Here is a 14,200-nt window from a genome sequence, read left to right as displayed (position 1 = left end):
CTCCGTTTTCTATGTATGACCGCGCTCTATGGCTGTGTCAGCCGGCGCGAATTCGCATCCGTCCGGAACACGATCGGCACTTCGCCGGTGCGCGTGTCCCGCATCTGCCCGAACCCGTTCATCGCAGCCATCCGGCCTTGCAGCACCACCTTCTGCAGCGCGCCGTGATCTGCCGACTTTCCACATACCGGGTCCGTGCGTGTCGCATCGCCCGTCAACAGGTACGCCTGACAGCGGCAGCCGCCGGCATCTTCCTCGCGCGATTCGCATGACTGGCATGGCTCCGGCATCCAGTGCGTGCCGCGAAAGCGTTGGAAGGCGTCGCTGCTTCGCCAGATGTCGCGCAGCGGCTGGCTGAGCACGTTCGGCAGCTCCAGCCCCGGCAGCATGCGCGCCGAGTGGCAGGGCAGCGCAACGCCATCCGGCGCGATGCCGAGGAATGTCGTGCCCCAGCCGTTCATACACTTCTTCGGGCGCTGCTCGAAGTAGTCCGGCACGACGTAAAGCAATTGGCATCGGCTGCCGATGCGGGTCCGGTAGTCGTTCACGACAGCCTCGGCGTCACGCAGTTGCTCCAGGGTGGGCATCAGCGCCAGGCGGTTCTCCCATGCCCAGCCGTAGTACTGCGTGTTGGCGAGTTCCAGGTATTCGGCGCCGATCTCCAGCGCCATGTCGATGATGGCACCCACGTGCGGCAGGTTATGCCGGTGCATCACGCAGTTCATCACCATCGGATAACCGTGGGCCTTGATCAAATCCGCCACGCGGCGCTTCAGATCGAAGGTGCGCGTGCTCGACAGAAAGTCGTTCATCTCACGCGTGGAGTCCTGGAACGACAACTGGATGTGGTCGAGCCCCGCCGCCCGCAACGCTCCAAGCCGAGCATCGGTCAGGCCCACCCCGGACGTCACGAGGTTCACGTAGAACCCGAGCCCATGCGCATGCGCGACCAGCGTTTCGAGATCCTTGCGCAATAGCGGCTCGCCGCCCGACAGCCCGAGCTGCACCGCGCCCAGCGCCCGCGCCTGGGTGAACACATCGCACCACTGCTCGGTAGCGAGTTCCCGATCGTGCCGCGTGTAGTCCACTGGGTTGGAACAGAAGGCGCAATGCAGCGGGCAGCGATAGGTCAGCTCGGCCAGCAGCCAGAGCGGCGGACCGGGCATCGGCGTGGCGGCCGGCGCCCGCAGCGAATCGGCCTCAAACGAGCCAGCCGCGTTCAAGTGCATGTTTGACAAAGGCGTGGACCTCCGGAGCGATGCCCTGCACGCCAAAGGCGGATTGCAGGTCGTCGATCAGCATGTCGAGGGTATGGGCACCGTCGCAGCGCTGCAGGATCGCAGCGGCGCTGTCATTGAGGGTGACCATACCCTCGGGGTACAGCAGTACCCAGCTCTGCTGCATGTCTTCCCATTGCAGCCGGAAGGTCCGGTGCAGCATGGGGTGGGCCGGATCAGGCAAAGGAGGGCTCATGGGCGTGGGCCTGTTGGATGGCGTCGAGCATCGACCAGAGGATGTCGAGCTTGAACTGCAGGATGTCCAGCGCACGCTGTTGCTGCTCGGGCGTGCGGAAGTAGTCGAGTGTCACGCGCAGGCCGTGCTCGACGTCGCGCGAGGCCAGCGGAATGCGTGAGCGGAAGTACGCCAGCCCTTCTGGCTGCACCCACGGATAGTGATCGGGCCAGCCGGCCAGCCGTTCCTTGTGGATGTCCGGCGCGAACATCTCCGTGAGCGACGAGCACACCGCCTCCTGCCACGGCGCTCGGCGCGCAAAGTTCACATACGCATCCACCGCAAAGCGCACGCCCGGCAGCAGATGCTGGTGAGACCAAAGTGCGTCGCGCGTCAGGCCCACGGCTTCGCCCAGCCGCACCCAACTCTCGATGCCGCCGGGGCGCGCATCGTCGCCATCGTGATCATGAATGCGGACGATCCACTCGCGCCGCGTTGCCCGGTCAGGGCAGTTGGACAGGATGGCCGCATCCTTGAGCGGGATGTTGACCTGGTAGTAGAACCGGTTCGCAACCCACGTGCGGATTTCCTCTGGTGTGCATTCGCCGGCGCGCATGCGCAGGTTGAATGGATGATGGATGTGATAGCCCGCCTGCTTCGCGCGCAACCGCGCTTCGAAGTCTTCGGCCGTCCACGCAACAGGGTGTGTCATAGCGAGATTTCCATGCCGTCGTAAGCCACCTCGATGCCGTGCGCCTCCAACTCGCGCCGCTGCGGCGAGTCTTCATCGAGGATCGGGTTGGTGTTGTTGATATGAATGAGCACCTTGCGCTTTGCGGGCAACTGGTCGAGCACTTCGATCATGCCGCCCGGGCCGGATTGCGCGAGGTGGCCCATGTCGGCTGCCGTCTTGGTGGAAAAACCAAGCGCGAGCATCTCGTCGTCTTGCCAGCAGGTGCCGTCCACCAGCACCACGTCGGCCGCGCCCATTTCGTCGAATACATGCGGTTCGACGCGGGCAAGGCCGGGCGCGTAGAACGCCCGCCGGCCGCTCTTTCTGTCGACGATGCGCAAGCCGATGTTGTCGCCCACGCGGCGCGCGTTGCGGCTGGGTGAGTAGGGCGGCGCCTTGCTCTCCAGCGGGATCGCCGTCAACGCCACATCGTCGAGCGGAGGCACCGAAAACGCCGTGCCGTCCAGCGCCAGCGCGCGCGTGTCGAGCCCGCAGTAGTGCGACAACATGCGTGTGAGCGGGAATGCGGTGGACAGATCGCTGATGACGGCCGCGCTGGCATAGACGGGCAGCGCTTGCCGATGCTCGCGCAGCATCAGCAAGCCGGTCACGTGGTCGATCTGCGCATCGATCAGCACGACGCCCACGATGCCCGTATCACGCGGCGCGCGTGCGGGTTGCAGCGCCGGTGAACTGCGCAGTTGCGCGAGGATGTCCGGCGAGGCATTCACCACGATCCAGTTGTGTTGGCCGTCGCCGAGTGCGATGGACGACTGCGTGCGCGGAGTGGCACGCACGGTGCCGCGCCGCACGCCATCGCAGTTGCGACAGTTGCAGTTCCACTGCGGAAAACCGCCGCCGGCGGCCGAGCCGAGAACCCTGAGTATTGTCATGATGCAAATCCAACGTGTCGGGCGGATTGAGCAAGAAGTCGGCCAGGGGATGGCGAAAAGGCATGCAAGCCGCGAGCCGAAAAAAAAGCCCGCCGTGAAGAACCGGCGGGCCTGTGGAGCCTTACGTGCTCAGCCGCGCAGCATCAGCGGTTGGCGATGTACATGGTGATTTCGAACCCGAGTCGCAGTTCGGTATAGGCGGGCGTTGTCCAGTTCATGTCTCCTCCTTGAGGGTTGGCATAGTTAGTGAGTGCACTGCGTTGTTCAGCGGCTGACGCAGGCGTTTGCCGAACACAGCCGCATCGTCATCAAGGCAACATCCATGCCCACTTCCGACTGGCCAACCACGTCTGCCCGCTTCAACCTGCGCACGCCGGACGGCCATTGCCTGCATGTGCGCCAATGCGGGCCCGACAGCGGTGAGCCCTGGCTGGTGCTACACGGCGGCCCGGGCAGCGGCTGCGCGCCGTCAATGGCCGCATGGTTCGATCCGCTGCGGCATCGCGCCGTGCTCCCGGACCAGCGCGGCGCCGGGCGCTCACGACCGGCCGGCACGCTACGGCGTAATACGGTGACGGCGCTGCTGACCGATCTTGAGCAACTGCGCGTCGCACTTGGCATTGAGCGCTGGGGCGTGGTCGGCGGCTCATGGGGCGCAGCGCTCGCGCTGGCCTATGCCGATCGCTTTCCCAATGCCGTATCGGCGCTGGTGCTTCGCGGCGCTTTCCTGACCGGTTTCGACGATGTGCAGGCGCTGTTCAACGCGCGCGGCGCTGGCCGTGATCTCTTGCGGGGCGTCGACGGGCGCGGCGAGGGTTTTCCCGCGGCCCGTGGTCGCCTTCTCGTTGCAACAGACATGTTGCAGCCTGGTACAACTGTTCAGAAATTGAACATCGCCAGGGCGTGGCAGCGTGCGGAACATCGGCTGCTGGGTCTGCCGCCGCAGACACGTCGCCAAACATGGCAGCAGCGCATGGCCCTCGTGCGCAAGTATCAGTTGCAGGCGCATTACCTGTATCGGCGGGCGGGGCTTGGGAAATCAGCGTTGCTGCGGGCGGCTGCGCGTATCGGCGCGAGGGGATTGCCGGTGACGCTGCTGCATGGGCGGGAAGACAACGTTTGCCGCCCCCGGAATGCGCTGCGATTGTCTGCAGCGATACCGCATGCGCGGTTGGTGTGGGTGCCGGGCGGGCACCTGGCGGTAGGGGAGATGGCGAAGGCGCTGGGCGCTGCCATCCGTGCATCGGCGTGGTCAGTTGGTGTCTGAGGGCAAGCCGCCGGCCTCGTCGATCCTGCGATAGATCGTGTTGCGTGAAATGCCGAGCGCCTTTGCAGCAGCGGAGATGTTGCCGTTGTGCGCCTTCACGGCCGCCATGATCGTCATGCTTTCCACATCGGCCAGCCGCTTGGGCTGGGAGCCGCCCACGCTTTGAGTGACGGGCGGCATAGCCGCTGTCGGTGCCACCGCGTTGTCTGCAGCCGGCTGATCGCCATGGCGCGCCTGCCAGTCTTCAAGAAAATCGTCAGGCAGATGGTCTTCGGTGATCTCTGGCGCGCCTTCGGCCATCAGCCGGGCGGTGCGCAGTAGATTGCCGAGCTGGCGGATGTTGCCGGGCCAGTGGTAGCTGCGGAACTTCTGCATCACGGCTTCGCTGATGGGGGGCGCGTCGGCCTGTTCGAGCTTCAGCAGCTTGTCGGCCACGACGTCCAGGTCGGTGCGCTCGCGCAATGCCGGCAGGCGCACGACCAGGCCGTTCAGGCGGTAGTACAGGTCTTCGCGGAACTGCCCGCTGGCCACCATCTCGCGCATGTTGCGGTGCGTCGCGCACACGACCGTCACATCCACCTGGATCAGCTTGTTGCTGCCCAGCGGCGAGACCGCACGCTCTTGCAGGGCGCGCAGCAGCCGCGCCTGCAGGTGCAGCGGCATGTCGCCGATCTCGTCGAGGAAGAGCGTGCCGCCGTTGGCCAGCACCATCTTGCCGATGCCGCCCTTCTTGCGCGCGCCGGTAAAGGCGCCTTCTTCGTAGCCGAACAACTCGGATTCAATGAGCGCTTCCGGAATCGACGCGCAATTCACGGCGATGAAGGGGCCGGCATGGCGCGGGCTGTCGGCGTGGATGGCACGCGCGAGCAGTTCCTTGCCGGTGCCGGTTTCGCCCAGGACCATGACCGGGATGTCTTTGCCGATGACCTTGCGCAGCTTGCCGATCACGGTCTGGATCTGCGCATCGCCGGTATCCAGTGCCTCCAGCCTTGCCGGTTGCCGGGATGGCTCGATGTAGGCCCGGCGCGGCGCCGTGTCGTGGTCGGTCGAACGTTCTGCGCCAATTGCACCGCCCACCATGCGGTTGGCCGGCCGCTTCCATTCGACGCGAGCAAATACCTTCACGCCGCTGGGCAGCTGCAACTGCACGATGCCTGCCGCCGCGGTACGTTCCCGGTCGATCAACTGCGACATCGACAGCCCGAACAGCGACGAAAAGGTATGTGCTTGAAGCGCGCGGATCGACAGGCCGAGCTGGAACTCGCCACTGCGGTTGGCCGACAGGAAGCGCCCCGCCGGCGTGAAGGCCGCAATTCCTTCGACCAGCGTGCCGATGAATTCCGGACGCGAGTGGAAGTGGATGCACACCACGTCCTGGAACGTGTTGGCAAACAGCTGGTTCTCGATCATCTGGGCCGACATGCGCACCAGCGCCATGGTGTGCTTGTGGAAGCCACGATGATCGCCCGTCACATCGAGCGCACCCACGGTGGCGCCGTACGGATCAAAGATCGGCGCACACGAGCAGGTGAGGAACTGGTTGGCTTCGAGGTAGTGCTCCGAGCCGTGGACCAGCGTGGGCTTGCCGTCGGCCAGCGCCGTGCCGATGGCGTTGGTGCCACGGCTCGCTTCCGACCACAGCGCGCCCGGCTGCAGGGCTACTTTGCTGGCCTGGGCCAGGAAATCGTCGTCGCCCATCGAATGCAGGATCAGGCCCGACGTGTCGGTCAGGATCACCATGCTCTGCGTGTTGACGATCTGGCTGTAGAGCGTCTCCATCACGGGCAGCGCGTGCGTGAACAGCGACTGGCTGCGCTCGATCTCGGTCTTCAGCTCGTTGTGCAGCACCGGGCAGAAGTCGGGCGATTCATAGGGCCGCAGGCCGTACGACTTGGATCGTTCGTGCGATTGCGCGATCAGTTCGGGCTGATCGTGCGGTGCGTCACCGAGCGTGGCCGGGGCGTTGTCGGAAGCGCGCGTGCCGGCTGCCGCGTGAGGGGTCATGGTGTGTCTCCTAAAACCTCGCCCGCAATCTGTGTGCGGGTCGGCCGGATCGCCTCAATTAACCAGGGAGCGAACCGGAAGTGTTGCGCCATGAAGCAAGACCCTTGCCAGGGTGTTGCATTCCTGAGCACCTGTGCCAACCCATACCTCCGATATCCGGAGCGTTTGGCGGATCTTGGCGGTGTCTCCCGGCAGATTTTCGACTTGGTATGGCTCTTGCAGAAATGCCTCCAAAAATCGTTTCAACGACAACAAGGAGACACTCTTGAAAACGCCTCAAAACTTGCTCGCGCTGCTTTCTGCCTGCGCATTTCTGGCCGCGGGATTGCCCGCAACCGCATCCGCTCACGGCGATGTCACGCCGCAGGCCGTAGACACGCACACCTTACCGCAACTCGGCGCCGATTGGCGTCAGGACAATCCATACCGGACCGGTCCCGCACACGACGAAGCGCTGCGGATCGGCTCCTCCGGCTTCAACCAGAACTGCGCGCGCTGCCATGGGCTAGAGGCCATCTCCGGCGGGATCGCCCCCGACCTGCGCAAGCTCGACACCGACTGCATGTCGTTGGCCGATGCCAAGAAGAAGGAAGCCTGCTACGGCGAGGTGTCGCAATACTTCACCGCCACCGTCCGTCACGGCCGCACCCGTGACGGCCGCGTCTACATGCCGCCGTTTGAGAACGTGCTGACCCAGGAAGCGGTCTGGGCGATCAAGACGTATCTGGAATCGCGCCGCGTAGAGGACTAGTAGGTCGGCCTGCCTCAGTTGGCAGCTTGGCGAGCCGGTGCTGTCCCTGCCTTCGTGTGCATCGGCTCGCTCATTTTTTCCGCCTGGAGATGTCTCATGAACGCCCGTTTTCGGTTGGCTGCGGCCGGAGCTTTTCGCCGCCTTGCCTGCCTCCTGCTTGCTGCGGCAGCCATGGTGTTGGGCGCCGTGCCGGCACACGCCGACATGGCGAAGATCCGCCAGAGCGGCGCCCTGAAGGTCGCGCTGTACAAGGGCCTGCCGCCGTTCTCCGATAACGTCGGGGGGCAATTCAGCGGCATTGATGTGGCGCTTGCCAATGCGCTCGGCAAGCAGATGGGTCTGTCGGCGTCGTTGCTGCCCTTTGACGCGGATGACGACGGCATGTCGGGCGACCTGCGCAATATGGTCTGGAAGGGGCATTACCTCGGGTACGGCCCGGCCGACGTGATGCTGCATGTGCCGGTCGACCCAAATTTCATTCGTCAGAATGGCCAGGTGCTGATCTTCGCGCCGTACCTTCGCGAAGGCTACGTGCTGGTGTACGACAGCGAGCGCGTCGGCAAGGTCAGCAGTTTCGAAGACCTCGCCGGCCAGGCGACTGGCGCCGAGCAGGGATCGGGCGGCGCAAGCGCGCTGCTGTCCAGCGCCAACGGCGCCCTGCGAGACAAGGTGAAGATCTATCCGGAGGCCAACGAGGCGCTGCGTGCGCTGTTCTCCGGCCAGATTGCCGCGGCAATGGTGACGCGGGCGCAATATGAAAGTGCGCTGAAGGCGCAGAATCAATCTGCCCCGCGCTTTGTGGCGACCGAGCTGCAGTCGCCGCTGCTGCCTGCCCGTGGCTGGGCGATCGGCATGGCCGTCAAGGCGGATCAGCGTGAACTGGCGCAGGCGCTGGAGAGCGCACTCAATGCACTGCGCGCCAGCGGCGAGCTGCAGCGCATCTTTGCGCAATACGGCGTGTCGATGGTGGCACCGTAGGCGCCACCGCCTGCACACGGAGCCGAACGTGTCGACGTACCTGATGCGCTGGCCGTGCGGGCTGCCCGCTCCGGCCAGCTCACGCGCTATGCCTTCTCCGCCGCGGCGTGCTTGGAGGGCAACGCGCTCACGTTGTCGTCAAACTGCGAATCCACAGGGATCTTCGAGAAGTGGTGGATCTTCGGCGCGTGCGAGTCGTCGACCTGCGCGTCGTGCGGGTCGATGAACGACATTGCCGTGCGGCGCTTGAGCATGTGCGAGTCACGCGATTGCGATTCGCGCCACAGCTCGGCCGTGAACTTGAGACCGGCGCGCAATGCGTGGGCGCTTTCCTGCCTGCCCTTGCGCTGGTCGGAGACGCGCTCGATGCCCTTCTTGACGACGTCTTCCAGGAACGTGATACGGGCGCGGTAATAGTCCGCGTGCATTTGTGCATCCATCACGCGCTGCTCTGCCTGGTACAGCTCCATGCGCAATTCGCTTAGCGCGCGTTCGGCCTGCTTCTCGGGAGAGGGTGCGTGGCTCAAGGCCCAGTTTGCAATCCACCGCAACATGGTCAAGCCCTCCTGTCTTGCGGTGTCCGCCGCCGGTGGGAAGACACCGTTCACTGCCCGCGCATTGATCGGAAGTGATCGCCGCTTGCCAAACAGACTAGCAAAAAAACCGGGGCGATTGCGCTAGTCCACGTGCATGCCTGTTGTGAAAAGGAAGCATGGTCCGTTTGGCTGAGAGGCGCGCGGGCCAAGTTCTGGTCTTATAGGCGGATTGCCTCGTGCATACAGTTTGCGAGGCAAACGTCACCTGCCTGCGCAAGCGATTGCGCACATGGCGGTGCCCGATTTTTTGGGTGCGACGTCAGCGGAACCGGTACGTAAGGGAAGTCATGGCCGTGGTCTGCTGGCGGCGCTGCGTGATCGGGCTGTCGGCAGCATCTCCTTGCAACCGCGCAACCGTGAGCGAGCCATTGGCCGTCCACCGATCATCGAGCTTGCACGTGACGATGGCATTGAAGTGGATGTCGCGCAGCCCCGCATGCGTGGCAAATACCGGCAGGCCCGAACGGGCGCTCTGCCCACCGTCCACGCCAAAGAACGTACGCATGTACTGACCGTTCGTCCATGACACGCCGGTGCCAAGGCTGAACAGCCAGCGGCCGAGCGGCGCGCTTGCGTAGACATCGGCGTTGGCGATCAACCCCTGGCGGTTACCGAGGATGTCCTGCTCCGCATCGGTGGACAGCGTGAGGAACGACACCGTGTACTGCGCGAATGCCTTTGCGCGCACCGTGGCATTGACGTTGCCCAGACCGTTCAGGCGCGCGTCGTCATGTGCATGGCGCCAAGTCGGGTCGAACTGGAAGTTGCCGCCCACCTGCCACGTGTCGTTGTTAGCCAGGTACACGCCTGCAAAGTCCATCCCCTTGGAAAAGAACCGGTGCTTGTATTCGATCTCCTGATCGATCCACGGAAACACGAAGCTCGATTTCGCACCTGGGTACTTGGGCGACACGTAAATCGCGGGGCCGACAGCGACGCTCCAGTCGCTGGCTTCGGCGCTGTTTCCTGCGCTGCTTTCTGTGCTGGTGGCGGGTGCGGTCTGGGCCCGGGCGGTGCTGCTCAATGCGCCGATGGTCATCAGAAGGAAGAACGCAAAGCGGGGCAGGGCGCGCGAAGACAGCGGCATGGGAGAGCAGGAATTCGAAAGGAATGTGAGCGAAGGAAACAGCGGGCACGCCATTCTAGTGGAACCGCCCGAACGCTGGATGACGGTGTGGCCGCCGCCTTCACAAAGCAAACCACCCTGCCAGCGTTGTGCGCTCGACAGGGTGGGCGTGACGCGACGCTAAGCGGGCGTTGAGGGCTTGGCGCTCAGATGATGGTTGCGATTGCCCGCACTCAGAACCGCGCAAACAGCTTGACGCCGTCGCCTAGCTTGCATGTGTACGAGACCTGGCTTTGCAGCGTGTAGGCGGGCATGGCGAAGATGTACGAGGCAAAGCGCGCGGTGCCATCGGCCGTGATGGTGTAGCGCAGGAATTGTGTGATGGGCGCACCATCACGGCCGACGGTGAAATGGGTGTCGGCAAAGCTGAGGGTGTGGTCCGGTTGGATCCGGTATGCATTGACGGTGAGACCGCCGCGCGTCTGTCCAGCAGGCGTGGTGTTGGTGTCGCCCTTGCAGCGCGACAGATCGATGGTTGCCGTCATGGGCTTGCCGGCGCTTAGCGCCTGTTCGGCTGTCAGCACGTCGGGCAGGGGAATGGTTTGCGCGCCGGCGAACAGCGGCAGGGTTGCAAGGGTTGCAAGCGCGGCGAGGGGTAGCGCGATCGGTTTCTTGGTCTTTGGGAGCATGCGTGATGTGAGTCGCAGGGGGCGATAGACAAACAACTCCGGTCCGCCATGCAAGCCGGGCCGGGCGGGGAGACACGCGTGGATCGTAGAAGAGATCATGCTCACCCACAACGCGAGATCGCGCCCCGATGCTCAACTTTGCTCATCCAAATAAAAAACGCCGGGAGTGCCCGGCGTTCTTCATGGCGCGACTGCCTTATTGCTTGGCGGGCGCAGCGGCCTTCGGTGCCGAAGCAGCGTCGGTCTTGGCTTCCGACTTGGCTGCAGCCTTGTGGGCCTTCTTGTGGGTGCGCTTCTTCTCGTGCTTGGCTTCAGCCTTCGGTGCCGAAGCGGCATCGGTGGTCGTCGCTGCAGCGGTCGCAGCCGGTGCAGGTGCCGCGGCCGGTGCGGACGCGGTGCCAGCTGCGAACACGGGGGCTGCGAAGGCACCAGCAACGATCAGAGCGGCCAGGGATTGAGCGACTTTCATGTGAGACTCCTTAATCAGATACAAGCGGGATATTGGGACTCCAGATACATGGATCTCGTCCCATTTGCGATCCATGCCTCCAAAAACGTCTCGCATTGAGAGCGCGCTGACCGCCGTTTGTAAGCGTTCTGCCCACGGTGTAAGCGCGCGTAACAGGGTAGGTTTCACGGCATCCAATGTCTGTTGCGATGGGTTGAGACACATCAAGGCCCAGCCCTGCGCATCGGCGTACCGTCAGGCTTCGGGTGGACAACCGCTGACGCGTACACCACACTGCGTGGTGATGCGTGGGTCATTTCGATGGCAGGCCGCGCATTGCATCGCGGGCGTGGGAGCGCAATGGGTCACGCTCCATCCGATACCGGTAGCGCCACAAACCAGTCTCTTCTATAAGGACAACACGATGAACAAGCTTCTGGCCGCCCTCGTGGCTACAGTCTTCAGCGCCGGCGCATTTGCGCAGGCATCCGCACCGGCAGCGGCTCCGGCACCTGCCGCGGCCGCGCCGGCACCCGCCGCGTCGGCACCTGCCGCAGGCGAAAAGGCAACGCAACTTCACAAGAAGAAAAAGAAACGCGACCATCGTCCGAAGCATCAGGACAAGAGCGCGTACGGCGTGGGCGGCTGATCTGCAGTAGCCCACCGATTTTCTGCACACCAAAGCGCCGGCCTCCTAGAAGGGGCCGGCGTTTTTGTTTTGTGCGAGCCGAAAAGATTCACGTTAAAGTCGCTTGACTTAGAGTGCGCTCTAACTTCTAAGCTCCGTTCATGACCACATTCCTGACCATCGCCCAAGTTGCAGAAGCCACCGGCCTGTCGACGCATACGCTGCGCTATTACGAGCGCATCGGCCTGCTCGACAGCGTGCAGCGGCGCGATAACGGCCATCGTGTCTTCCGCACCGAAGACATGAGGTGGCTTGAGTTCCTACTGCGTCTGCGCGATACCGGCATGCCGATCGCGCAGATGCAGGAGTACGCCGCGCTGCGGCGGCAGGGCGACAGTCTGGAGAGTGTGTCGGCGCGCCAACGCCTGCTGGAATCGCATGCCGCGGCGCTGGAAGCGGAGCTGCGCGCACGGGCCGAAACGCTGGCCGTGCTGCGCGTCAAACTCGTCGTCTACGATGGCATCCGGGCTCGGATTGAAGCCGTGGAAAACGCGTCAGGCTCCGCTTCCTCATCTTCCAAATCGAAACGCCAGCCGAAACGCCAACCGAACGAGGACGCGCATGACACCGAACACGCACACAGCACAAGCCGCAAACCACGCCAACCTGCAGGACGACCGCTACGCACGGGGCTGGCAAAAGCTGAAGGAAGTCGATGATGTGGCTGGCGAACGCGTGGTCGAGGCCATGGCCGACATCTCGCCCGACCTCGGCCGCTACATCGTCGAATTCGGGTTTGGGGATGTCTACTGCCGCCCGGGCCTGACGCTGCGCGAGCGCGAGATCGCCACCATTGCCGCGCTCACGGCGCTGGGCAACGCGGCACCGCAGTTGAAGGTGCACATTGCGGCGGGGCTCAACGTCGGGCTCACGCGCACGGAGATCACCGAGACGATCCTGCAGATGGCGCTATACGCGGGCTTTCCGGCGGCGCTTAACGGCATGTTTGCCGCCAAGGAAGTATTTGCTGCTCACGACGCCGAGGGCGCGGCCCCTGCCGGCGGATCGATGCGCCGCGAAACCAGCAACTGATCGATCCGGTGGTTGTCGATGTCGAGCACTTCAATATGCAGTGGCCCGATGTCGACGGTTTCGCTCTTCTTGGGAATGCGCTTGAGCGCGTAGATGACCAGCCCGGCGAGGGTTTCGACGTGGTGTTCGCCGGGCAGGTCGTCGAGGTCGAAGGCGCGTTTGACATCGCCCAGCGGCGTGACACCGTCGATCAGGCACGAGCCGTCATCGCGGCGCACGATCTGCTCGTCTTCGCCCAGGTACAGGATGTCGCCCATCACCGCGCCGACAATGTCGTCGAGTGTCACAACACCCACCACCAGCCCATATTCGTTGACGACCGCGCCAAAGCGCTCGTGCATCTCGCGAAAGCGCGTAAGCGCCTGCGACAGGTTGAGCGTGTCGGGCAGCACCAGCAGATTCTTGTCGTAATGCTTGCTGATGTTGCGGATCACGGCCGAGGACTCTTCCGACAGGATCTGCTGCAGGATGTCCTTGGACGCGATGAAGCCGAGCACCGAGTCGATGTCTTCGCGGCAGACGAGGTATTCCGCGTGCGGCTGCGCAATGATCTTCATCTTGATCGACTCCACCGGTTCGTCCACCGTGAAGTAGATCACCTCGTCGCGCACGGTCATCACTGAGGTGATGGTGCGTGATTCCAGCTCGAACACATTTTCGATCATGGCCAGTTCGTGTTTGCGCAGCACGCCGGCTTCCGCGCCTGCGCCCATCATGGCGGCAATGTCTTCGGTAGTGATCTGGTCGACGCGGTGCGTCGGCACGCCAAACAGCTTGAGGAACATGTCGGCCGCCCCATTGAACAGCCACACCACCGGCCGCAGCGCGCGCAGGCACGACTGCATCGGGCCGATAACCGACAGCGCGCAGCGCTCGGGGTAAAGCACGGCCAGGCGCTTGGGCAGCAGGTCGGCAAAGAGAATGAACAGCGCCGTCACGATGATGAAGCCGGCGATGCTGCCGATACGTTCGGCGCGGGCGGCAGGCAGCCAGTCGCCCAGCGCCCCCGCCAGCGGCCCCGAGATCTGGCTGTCGCCGATGACACCGGCCAGGATGGCCACCGCATTCACCCCGATTTGCACCACGGTGAAGAAGTTGCCAGGCATGTCCTTGAGTTGCAGCACGCGCAGGGCGCGGGTGTCGCCGTCGTCGGCCAGGGTTTGCAGGCGGGTGCGCCGCGATGCCGTGAGGGCGATTTCGGAAGCAGAAAAAAAGGCGCTGATCAGGATCAGCAGGGCAAAGATGAGGGCGGACATGATGGCGGGGCCCGTCCGGGCAAGTCGCGTCGTTGCGCAGCGACAACTGCACGGTCGCGTGGAATGTGGCTTCGAATGATCATGGTGCAGCGCTGATCGCTTTGTCAAACCACGGCGTGCGCGGATGATCTCAAACAATTGTTTATGTCCGAGGAGGATAGACGGCCATCCAAAATGTGGTTTGCCGTGTACCCGCGGCATCGGCGATACTTCACCTTCGGACACATTCTCTCGGTATGCCTTGCGGGGCCTGCGTTTACGGGCGGCAACCGGGGAAAAACAGCGGTTCCGGACGGCGCCACCACAGGCGCCGATCTTCAGTGCCGGCGCAGATCGGCCCAATTGAT

Annotated in this window: 17 protein-coding genes; 6 read left to right on the top strand and 11 right to left on the bottom strand. The window is 63.9% G+C overall.

Annotation, left to right across the window (positions count from 1 at the left end):
- Positions 1-26 precede the first annotated feature (26 nt).
- From pqqE to pqqA, 5 genes are all read right to left on the bottom strand, one after another.
- Positions 27-1,229 (bottom strand): pyrroloquinoline quinone biosynthesis protein PqqE, encoded by a 1,203-nt coding sequence (gene pqqE / locus ACCD03_RS07665; protein WP_413411225.1) that lies wholly within the window; start codon positions 1,227-1,229, stop codon positions 27-29.
- Complete coding sequence (pqqD, locus tag ACCD03_RS07660) at positions 1,201-1,473, bottom strand: pyrroloquinoline quinone biosynthesis peptide chaperone PqqD (RefSeq protein WP_045206002.1); 273 nt, start codon at positions 1,471-1,473, stop codon at positions 1,201-1,203. The genes pqqE and pqqD overlap by 29 nt, the downstream gene beginning before the upstream one ends.
- On the bottom strand, positions 1,454-2,164 hold the full coding sequence (pqqC, locus tag ACCD03_RS07655; protein WP_413411224.1) for a pyrroloquinoline-quinone synthase PqqC: 711 nt from the start codon (positions 2,162-2,164) through the stop codon (positions 1,454-1,456). Before pqqC ends, pqqD begins: the two co-directional genes overlap by 20 nt.
- Positions 2,161-3,078 (bottom strand): pyrroloquinoline quinone biosynthesis protein PqqB, encoded by a 918-nt coding sequence (pqqB, locus tag ACCD03_RS07650; protein WP_325653753.1) that lies wholly within the window; start codon positions 3,076-3,078, stop codon positions 2,161-2,163. The genes pqqC and pqqB overlap by 4 nt, the downstream gene beginning before the upstream one ends.
- Positions 3,079-3,221: 143 nt before the next feature.
- Entirely contained in the window at positions 3,222-3,296 is a 75-nt protein-coding gene (gene pqqA, locus ACCD03_RS07645; protein ID WP_009277446.1) for a pyrroloquinoline quinone precursor peptide PqqA, read from the bottom strand.
- 104 nt (positions 3,297-3,400) lie between these two features.
- Here pqqA and ACCD03_RS07640 point away from each other — a divergent pair, with 104 nt between their 5' ends.
- Positions 3,401-4,345, top strand: coding sequence for an alpha/beta fold hydrolase (locus tag ACCD03_RS07640; RefSeq protein ID WP_413411223.1), 945 nt, complete (start codon positions 3,401-3,403; stop codon positions 4,343-4,345).
- Here ACCD03_RS07640 and ACCD03_RS07635 read toward each other — a convergent pair.
- Positions 4,331-6,349, bottom strand: coding sequence for a sigma-54-dependent Fis family transcriptional regulator (locus tag ACCD03_RS07635; RefSeq protein ID WP_413411222.1), 2,019 nt, complete (start codon positions 6,347-6,349; stop codon positions 4,331-4,333). The genes ACCD03_RS07640 and ACCD03_RS07635 overlap by 15 nt on opposite strands.
- Before the next feature lie 265 nt (positions 6,350-6,614).
- On the opposite strand from ACCD03_RS07635, the gene pedF reads away from it, so the two are divergent.
- Both pedF and ACCD03_RS07625 read left to right on the top strand, forming a co-directional pair.
- Positions 6,615-7,100, top strand: coding sequence for a cytochrome c-550 PedF (gene pedF, locus ACCD03_RS07630; RefSeq protein WP_325653759.1), 486 nt, complete (start codon positions 6,615-6,617; stop codon positions 7,098-7,100).
- Between the two features lie 96 nt (positions 7,101-7,196).
- Complete coding sequence (locus ACCD03_RS07625; RefSeq protein ID WP_413411221.1) at positions 7,197-8,078, top strand: substrate-binding periplasmic protein; 882 nt, start codon at positions 7,197-7,199, stop codon at positions 8,076-8,078.
- A gap of 86 nt (positions 8,079-8,164) precedes the next feature.
- Here the strand turns inward: ACCD03_RS07625 and ACCD03_RS07620 are convergent, their stop codons facing one another.
- The 4 genes from ACCD03_RS07620 to ACCD03_RS07605 all read right to left on the bottom strand — a co-directional run bounded on the left by ACCD03_RS07620 (position 8,165) and on the right by ACCD03_RS07605 (position 10,898).
- Positions 8,165-8,605: a hypothetical protein gene (locus ACCD03_RS07620; RefSeq protein WP_325653762.1), complete on the bottom strand. Its 441-nt coding sequence runs from the start codon at positions 8,603-8,605 to the stop codon at positions 8,165-8,167.
- Positions 8,606-8,933: 328 nt separating this feature from the next.
- A complete protein-coding gene (locus ACCD03_RS07615; RefSeq protein ID WP_325653764.1) occupies positions 8,934-9,761 on the bottom strand; it encodes a MipA/OmpV family protein in 828 nt (275 codons plus the stop codon).
- A gap of 212 nt (positions 9,762-9,973) precedes the next feature.
- Positions 9,974-10,429 (bottom strand): VirK family protein, encoded by a 456-nt coding sequence (locus tag ACCD03_RS07610; RefSeq protein ID WP_316670948.1) that lies wholly within the window; start codon positions 10,427-10,429, stop codon positions 9,974-9,976.
- 196 nt (positions 10,430-10,625) lie between these two features.
- The gene (locus ACCD03_RS07605; RefSeq protein ID WP_024975105.1) at positions 10,626-10,898 is read right to left on the bottom strand and encodes a hypothetical protein; all 273 of its coding nucleotides are present in this window, start codon (positions 10,896-10,898) and stop codon (positions 10,626-10,628) included.
- Between the two features lie 403 nt (positions 10,899-11,301).
- Between ACCD03_RS07605 and ACCD03_RS07600 the strand changes: the two genes are divergently transcribed.
- From ACCD03_RS07600 to ACCD03_RS07590, 3 genes are all read left to right on the top strand, one after another.
- Positions 11,302-11,526, top strand: a complete 225-nt coding sequence (locus ACCD03_RS07600; protein ID WP_232040681.1) for a signal peptidase — start codon at positions 11,302-11,304, stop codon at positions 11,524-11,526.
- A 140-nt stretch (positions 11,527-11,666) separates the two neighbouring features.
- Positions 11,667-12,224 carry a MerR family transcriptional regulator gene (locus ACCD03_RS07595; protein WP_045206013.1) on the top strand — a complete coding sequence of 186 codons (558 nt, stop codon included), beginning with the start codon at positions 11,667-11,669 and terminating at the stop codon, positions 12,222-12,224.
- Complete coding sequence (locus ACCD03_RS07590) at positions 12,127-12,597, top strand: carboxymuconolactone decarboxylase family protein (protein WP_037031488.1); 471 nt, start codon at positions 12,127-12,129, stop codon at positions 12,595-12,597. Before ACCD03_RS07595 ends, ACCD03_RS07590 begins: the two co-directional genes overlap by 98 nt.
- On the opposite strand, the gene ACCD03_RS07585 is transcribed toward ACCD03_RS07590, so the two are convergent.
- Entirely contained in the window at positions 12,537-13,853 is a 1,317-nt protein-coding gene (locus ACCD03_RS07585; RefSeq protein WP_045206015.1) for a hemolysin family protein, read from the bottom strand. The two genes, ACCD03_RS07590 and ACCD03_RS07585, sit on opposite strands and share 61 nt — an antisense overlap.
- Positions 13,854-14,200 lie beyond the last annotated feature (347 nt).

Origin of the sequence: Ralstonia sp. Ralssp135, from assembly GCF_047304345.1 — a bacterium.
Classification (GTDB): domain Bacteria; phylum Pseudomonadota; class Gammaproteobacteria; order Burkholderiales; family Burkholderiaceae; genus Ralstonia; species Ralstonia chuxiongensis.
The sequence above is the reverse complement of the archived record's forward strand: the minus strand, read 5'-3'. Positions and strand labels throughout refer to the sequence as shown.

What these genes read in the sequence shown, in the direction of transcription:
- ACCD03_RS07635 (WP_413411222.1), bottom strand. Translation starts at nt 6,349, where the DNA reads ATGACCCCTCACGCGGCAGCCGGCACGCGCGCTTCCGACAACGCCCCG.
- pqqE (WP_413411225.1), bottom strand. Translation starts at nt 1,229, where the DNA reads ATGCACTTGAACGCGGCTGGCTCGTTTGAGGCCGATTCGCTGCGGGCG.
- ACCD03_RS07595 (WP_045206013.1), top strand. Translation starts at nt 11,667, where the DNA reads ATGACCACATTCCTGACCATCGCCCAAGTTGCAGAAGCCACCGGCCTG.
- ACCD03_RS07615 (WP_325653764.1), bottom strand. Translation starts at nt 9,761, where the DNA reads ATGCCGCTGTCTTCGCGCGCCCTGCCCCGCTTTGCGTTCTTCCTTCTG.
- ACCD03_RS07640 (WP_413411223.1), top strand. Translation starts at nt 3,401, where the DNA reads ATGCCCACTTCCGACTGGCCAACCACGTCTGCCCGCTTCAACCTGCGC.
- pqqD (WP_045206002.1), bottom strand. Translation starts at nt 1,473, where the DNA reads ATGAGCCCTCCTTTGCCTGATCCGGCCCACCCCATGCTGCACCGGACC.
- ACCD03_RS07625 (WP_413411221.1), top strand. Translation starts at nt 7,197, where the DNA reads ATGAACGCCCGTTTTCGGTTGGCTGCGGCCGGAGCTTTTCGCCGCCTT.
- ACCD03_RS07585 (WP_045206015.1), bottom strand. Translation starts at nt 13,853, where the DNA reads ATGTCCGCCCTCATCTTTGCCCTGCTGATCCTGATCAGCGCCTTTTTT.
- ACCD03_RS07590 (WP_037031488.1), top strand. Translation starts at nt 12,127, where the DNA reads ATGACACCGAACACGCACACAGCACAAGCCGCAAACCACGCCAACCTG.
- ACCD03_RS07610 (WP_316670948.1), bottom strand. Translation starts at nt 10,429, where the DNA reads ATGCTCCCAAAGACCAAGAAACCGATCGCGCTACCCCTCGCCGCGCTT.
- ACCD03_RS07600 (WP_232040681.1), top strand. Translation starts at nt 11,302, where the DNA reads ATGAACAAGCTTCTGGCCGCCCTCGTGGCTACAGTCTTCAGCGCCGGC.
- pqqC (WP_413411224.1), bottom strand. Translation starts at nt 2,164, where the DNA reads ATGACACACCCTGTTGCGTGGACGGCCGAAGACTTCGAAGCGCGGTTG.
- ACCD03_RS07605 (WP_024975105.1), bottom strand. Translation starts at nt 10,898, where the DNA reads ATGAAAGTCGCTCAATCCCTGGCCGCTCTGATCGTTGCTGGTGCCTTC.
- pqqB (WP_325653753.1), bottom strand. Translation starts at nt 3,078, where the DNA reads ATGACAATACTCAGGGTTCTCGGCTCGGCCGCCGGCGGCGGTTTTCCG.